General features: G+C 67.2%; 2 protein-coding genes. Both read right to left on the reverse strand.

Annotated elements, in window-relative coordinates; translation table 11 throughout:
• Positions 1–46 precede the first annotated feature (46 nt).
• A complete protein-coding gene (locus ARC78_RS15645) occupies positions 47–3,166 on the reverse strand; it encodes an efflux RND transporter permease subunit (protein WP_057506617.1) in 3,120 nt (1,039 codons plus the stop codon).
• A 6-nt stretch (positions 3,167–3,172) separates the two neighbouring features.
• The coding region (locus ARC78_RS15650) for an efflux RND transporter permease subunit (protein WP_057506618.1) at positions 3,173–6,333 on the reverse strand (3,161 nt) is incomplete at its 5' end.

A 6,333-nucleotide genomic window follows, 5' to 3' on the forward strand; every position in this document is an offset into this window, starting at 1 on the left:
GTTGCGACAAGAAAAAGCCGCCCCGAGGGGCGGCTTTTTCTTGGTATCAGGCCCGCGCGATGCGCTGTTGCCTGCGCGCCTTGCGCCGTGCCCGCCAGCTGCGCCAATGCTGCTGCAGGCAGGAGAAGATCACATACAGGGCCGGCGTGCTCAGTAGCGTGAGGCTCTGCGAGATCAGCAGGCCGCCGATCATCGCGATGCCCAGCGGCCGGCGCAGCTCGGAGCCTTCGCCCAGGCCGATCGCCAGCGGCAATGCGGCCAAGATCGCCACCATCGTGGTCATCATGATCGGCCGGAAGCGCACGATGCAGGCCTCGCGTACCGCCTCGGCCGGCGCCTTGCCATGCTCGCGCTGCGCGACCAGGGCGAAGTCGATCATCATGATCGCGTTCTTCTTGACGATGCCGATCAGCAGCACCAGCGCGATCATCGAAATCACCGACAGGTCGGTCCTGGTGATCCACAACGCCAACAGTGCGCCCATACCCGCCGCCGGTAGGGTGGAAAGAATCGTTACCGGGTGCACCAGATTCTCGTAGAGCATGCCCAGCACGATGTAGACCGTGGCGATGGCGGCGATGATCAGCATCAGCATCGCCGCCGGATCCATGGCCTGGCGGAAGCCGCCGCGCGCGGCCTGGCGGATGTCACCGGGCATGCGCAGGCCGTCGATCGCCGCCTTGACGATGGCATCGCCTTCGCCGCTGCTCACGCCTGGTGCCAGGTTGTAGCTCAGGTCCATCACCGTGTACTGGTTCTGGTGGGTGACCTGCGACGGTGCGAGGCCTGGCTCCTGATGTGCCAGCGCGGTCAGCGGAATCATCTGCCCGCTGCGGGAGGCCACGTACAGATCCTCGATCGCCGCCGGACTGCCGGTCTGGCTGGGCAGTGCGTTGACCACCACGCCGTACTGGTTCAGATCGGCATAGATGGTGGAGATCTGGCGCTGGCCGAACGCGCCATACAGCGCGCCGTCGATGGCGCCGATGCTCACCCCGAGCCGCGAGGCCTTCTCGCGGTCGATGACGATCTTCTGCATCAGCCCGCCCTTGTCGACATCCGAACCGACATCGCGCAGCTTGGGATTCTGCTTGAGCACCTCGACCAGTTTCGGCAGCCACTCGGCCAGCTGCGCGGCGTCGTTGCCCTGCAGGGTCACGCGGTTCTGTGCGCCTTGCGAGCCGCCACCACCGCCGCCGTCGGAAGGCAGGTCCTGGATCGCGCGCAGGCGCACATCCAGATCCGGGAACTGCGCGGCCTTGGCGCTGAGCCGCGCCACCACCACGTTGGTCGGCTCCTGCCGGCCCTCCTTCTCGGTAAGCAGTTCGATGTTGAACTGCGCGCTGCTGCCCTGGCGGCTGGAGCCCAGCCGTGCGCCGACCATCTTCACCGCCGGATCGGCCAGCAGCATGTCGCTCAGGCGGCGCTGGCGCTCGCTCATCTCATTGAACGAGACCGTGGCGGCGGAACTGGCGCGGCCCCAGATCAGTCCGGTGTCCTGCTCGGGGAACTGTCCCTTGCTGACCGCACCGCCGAGGTAGAAGGTCGCCACGATCAGCAACAGTGGCGTCAGCGACAGCAGCAACGCATGGCGCAGCGAGAAGTCCAGCGCCACGGTGTAGGTCCGCAGCATGCCGTCATGCATGCGGTCGAGCAGGCGGTTGATGCGGGTATCGCGCGCGCCCTCGGCATGCGGCTGCAGGAAGCGTGCGCATAACGCCGGGGTCAGGGTCAGCGAGACCAGCGCCGAGACCACGATCGCCGCCACCAGGGTCAGGGTGAACTCGCGGAAGAACGCGCCGATCATGCCCTGGGCGAAGATGATCGGCAGGAACACGGCGATCAGCGAGGCGGTAATCGAGACGATGGTGAAGCCGATTTCGCGCGCACCGGCCATCGCCGCCTGCTCGCGCGGCAGGCCCTCGTCGAGGTGGCGCATGATGTTCTCGATCACCACGATCGCATCGTCGACGACAAAACCAATGGCGATCACCAGCGCCAGCAGGGTCAGGTTGTTGAGGGTAAAACCCAGCGTGGTCATCAGCAGCGCGGCGCCGGCCAGCGACAGTGGCACGGTCACCGCGGCGATCAGCGTCGGCGCCAGCCGCCGCAGGAACAGCGCCATGGTCAGGATCACCATCGCCAAGCTGATCATCAGGGTGATCTGCACTTCGGCCAGCGACGCGCGGATGGTCGGGGTGCGGTCGAAGAACGGGGTCAGCGTGGTGCCGGCATCGAGGTAGCCGGACAGTGCCGGCACCTCGGCTTTGACCCGGTCCACGGTCGCCACCAGGTTGGCGCCGCTGCGCAGGTACACATACATCAGCACGCCGCGTTTGCCGTTGACCCAGGCCGCCTGGTAGGCGTCTTGCTGGCCGTCGTAGACGGTGGCCACATCCTTCAGTCGCACCACCGCGCCCTCGTGGGTGGCGATGGCGGTGTTGGCGAAATCGGCGGCCTTGCGGATCTGGTCATTGAGCACGATCGCGGTCTGGCTGCTGCCGTCGCTCAAAAAGCCCAGTGGCGAGGCGACGTTGGCCGCGCGCATCGCATTGCGCAGATCATCCGGAGTCAGCCCCAGCGCGCTCATCGCGCGCAGGTTCAGATCCACCCGTACCGCCGGCGTGGAGGCACCGGCGATATCCACCTGCGACACCCCGGGCAGCTGGCGCAGGCGTTGTGCCAGCAGCGAGTCGGCCAGGTTGTAGAGCTCGGCCACCGACTGTGTTTCGGAGGTCAGCGCCAGCGCGATCACCGGATCGTCGTTGGGATTGGCTTTCTGGTAGGTGGGCGTGTTGATGCCGGCCGGCAGGTCGGCCATCGCCGCGTTGATCGCGGCCTGCACGTCCTGTGCGGCCGAATCGATATCGCGGCTGGTGTTGAACATCAGGAACACCATGCTGCGGCCGTCGCTGCTGGACGAGCGCATGGTGTCGATGCCCGGCACCTGGCCCAGATGCCGTTCCAGCGGCGCGGTCACGGTGGCGGCCATGGTGTCGGCATCGGCGCCGATGTTGGAGGCCTGCACGAAGATCACCGGAATGGTGAGGTTCGGCAGCGCCGCCACCCCTAGCCGCAGGTAGCAGACCAGCCCGGCGAAGACCAGGCCGATCGCCAGCAGGGTGATGCCGATCGGACGTTTGATGAAGGGCGCGGAAATGTTCATCCGTGCTTACCGGGCTGCCTGCAGCCGCGCGGCGGCACGCTGCTCGCGGCGGCGCGCGGCCCATTCGGAGAAGCGCTCGAAGTACAGGTAGATCACCGGCGTGGTGTACAGCGTGACCAGCTGCGAGAGCAGCAGACCGCCGACGATGGCCACGCCCAGCGGCCGCCGCAGCTCCGAGCCGATGCCGCTGCCCAGTGCCAGCGGCAGCGCGCCGAGCATGGCCGCGGCGGTGGTCATCATGATCGGGCGGAAACGCAGCAGGCAGGCGCGGCGGATCGCGTCGTAGGCATTGGCGCCGGCGCGCTGCGCGTCCAGCGCGAAGTCGATCATCATGATCGCGTTCTTCTTGACGATGCCGATCAGCAGGATGATGCCGACGATGCCGTCCACCGACAGGCTCATGCCGCACAGGTACAGCGCCAGCAGCGCGCCGACGCCGGCCGGCGGCAGCGTGGAGATGATCGTCAGCGGGTGGATCCAGCTTTCATACAGCACGCCCAGCACGATGTAGATCACCGCGATGGCCGCCAGCAGCAACAGCACCACGTCGGTCTGGCTGCTGGAGAACTCGGCGGCGGTGCCGACGAATTGCGCCTGCATCTGCGGCGGCAGCTGCAGCCCGGCCACCGCCTTGTTGATTGCGTCCACGCCTTCGGACAGCGAGTAGCCCGGCGCCAGGTTGAAGGCGATCGTCGCCGAGGGCAGCTGCTGCTGGTGGCTGACGATCAGCGGCGCGGTGCCGGGCACGGCGCTGGCGATGGCCGACAGCGGAATGCTGCCGCCGCCGCCCAGGGCGATGCCGGTATTGCTGTTGCCAATGCCGGTGGCGGTGGAGGAGTTGCTCGAACTGACCTGGCCCAGGGTGGTGGCATTGCTGCCGGTCAGCGCGCCGCTGCCGTTGCTGCCGATCGCCAGCTGGTTCATCAGCGCATCGCTGGTGCGGAACTCCGGTGCCACTTCCAGCACCACGCGGTACTGGTTGAGCTGGGTGAAGATGGTCGAGATCTGGCGCTGGCCATAGGCGTCGTACAAGGTGTCGTCGATGGTCTGCATCGGCACGCCGTAGCGGGCGGCCTTGTCGCGGTCCACCTGCACGTGCAGGGCGCGGCCGTGGTTGGCCAGGTTGTTGTCGACATCGGCCAGCTGCGGCAGCCGGCGCAGCGCGTCGGTGACGCGTGCGGTCTGTTCGGCCAGCTCGGTGCTGTCCATGTCCGAGAGCGAGAACTGGTAGGCGGTGGCGGCCACGCGCGTATCCAGGGTCACGTCCTGCACCGGCTTGAGGTACAGCGCCACGCCGGGGATATGCGCGGCAGCGGCCTGCAACCGCGGCAGGATCACGTCCAGCCCGTCACGATCACCTCGCTCCTTGAGCACGATGCTCAGTTGTCCCTGGTTGAGCGTGGGATTCATGGTGCCGGCACCGATATAGGCGGCCACGCCGGTGACGGCTTTGTCCTGCTGCAATGCCGCGGCCACCGCCTGGGTGCGCTGCTGCATCTGCTCGAAGGCCACGTTCTGGTCGGCGATCACCACCCCGGTGACCATGCCGGTGTCCTGGTCGGGCAGCAGGCCCTTGGGGATGGCCATGTACAGCAACACGGTCAACACCACCGAGCCCAGCGCGATGGTCAGGGTCAGCGGCTGATGACGCAGCACCCAGTCCAGGCTGCGCTCGTAGGCATGCACCAGCCGCGACCACGCGGTGGTCCTGCCGCTTGCCGCCGCCCGTTCGTGGGCGTCATCGCCCTCGGGCAATGCGTCGGGCTTGAGCAGGTAGGCGCACATCATCGGGGTGAGCGTCAGCGAGATCAGCATCGAGATCGACACGGCGATCGTCAGCACCCAGGCGAACTCGTGGAACAGGCGGCCGGTAACGCCGGGCATCAGGATCAGCGGCAGGAACACCGCCACCAGCGACACGGTCAGCGACAGCACGGTGAAGCCGATTTCCCGTGAGCCGACTTCCGCCGCTTCCTGGCCGTCCTTGCCCTGTTCGATGTAGCGCACGATGTTCTCGATCATCACGATCGCATCGTCGACCACGAAGCCGGTGGCCACGGTCAGCGCCATCAGCGACAGGTTGTCCAGCGACATCCCGGCAAAGGCCATCACCCCGAAGGTGCCCAGCAGCGACAGCGGCACCGCCACCGAGGGGATCACCGTGGCCCACAGCCGGCGCAGGAACACGAAGATCACCGCCACCACCAGGCAGATGGTCAGGATCAGGGTGAACTGCACATCGTGCACCGAGGCGCGGATGGTCACGGTGCGGTCGGAGAAGATATCCAGGTTCACATCCGCCGGCAGCATGCCCTGCAGGTTGGGCAGGATCTGGCGGATGTTCTCCACGGTCTTGACGATGTTGGCGCCGGGCTGGCGCCGCACTTCCAGCAGCACCGCCGGCTGGCCGTCGGCCCAGGCGGCGATCTGGTCGTTCTCGACGCCGTCGATCACCGTGGCCACGTCGCGCAGCCGTACCGGCGCACCGTTCTGGTAGCGGATGATGATGTCGTTGTAGTCGGCCGCGTCGCTGAGCTGGTCGTTGGTGGACAGCGTGTAGCTCTGGGTCTTGCCGTTGAGCGAGCCCTTGGGTGCGTTGACATTGGCCTGGGTCAGCGCGCTGCGCAGGTCTTCCAGGGTCATGCCCATGTTGGCCAGCTGCGCCGGGTTGGCCTGGATGCGCACGGCCGGGCGCACGTTGCCGGCGATCGACACCAGACCCACGCCGTCGATCTGCGACAGGCGCTGGGCCAGGATCGAGTCGGCCAGGTCGTTGACCTCGCGCAGCGGGCGCGTGTCCGAGGCCAGCTTGAGGGTGAGGATCGGCGCGTCGGCCGGATTCACCCGGTTGTAGACCGGCTGGTAGGGCAGCGAGCCGGGCAGGGTGGCCTGGCGGATCGCCGCCTGCACGTCCTGTGCGGCGGTGTCGATGTCGCGCTCCATCGAGAACTGCAGCACGATGCTGGACAACCCGGCCGAGGAGTCGGAGGTCATCATGTCCAGCCCGGAAATCTGCCCCAGCTGCCGCTCCAGCGGCGTGGTCACCAGCGAGGCCATCGTCTGCGCGCTGGCCCCCGGATACTGGGTGGTGACGACCAGGCTGGGCGCTTCGATCTCGGGCAGGGCGGCGACCGGCAGGCGCTGGTAGCCGAGGATGCCCAGCAGCA

It is taken from the genome of Stenotrophomonas pictorum JCM 9942, assembly GCF_001431585.1.
In the GTDB taxonomy this organism is placed as follows: domain Bacteria; phylum Pseudomonadota; class Gammaproteobacteria; order Xanthomonadales; family Xanthomonadaceae; genus Stenotrophomonas; species Stenotrophomonas pictorum.

Bases quoted from the DNA above. Each gene is read 5' to 3' on its own strand.
- ARC78_RS15645 (WP_057506617.1), bottom strand. From the start codon at position 3,166: ATGAACATTTCCGCGCCCTTCATCAAACGTCCGATCGGCATCACCCTG.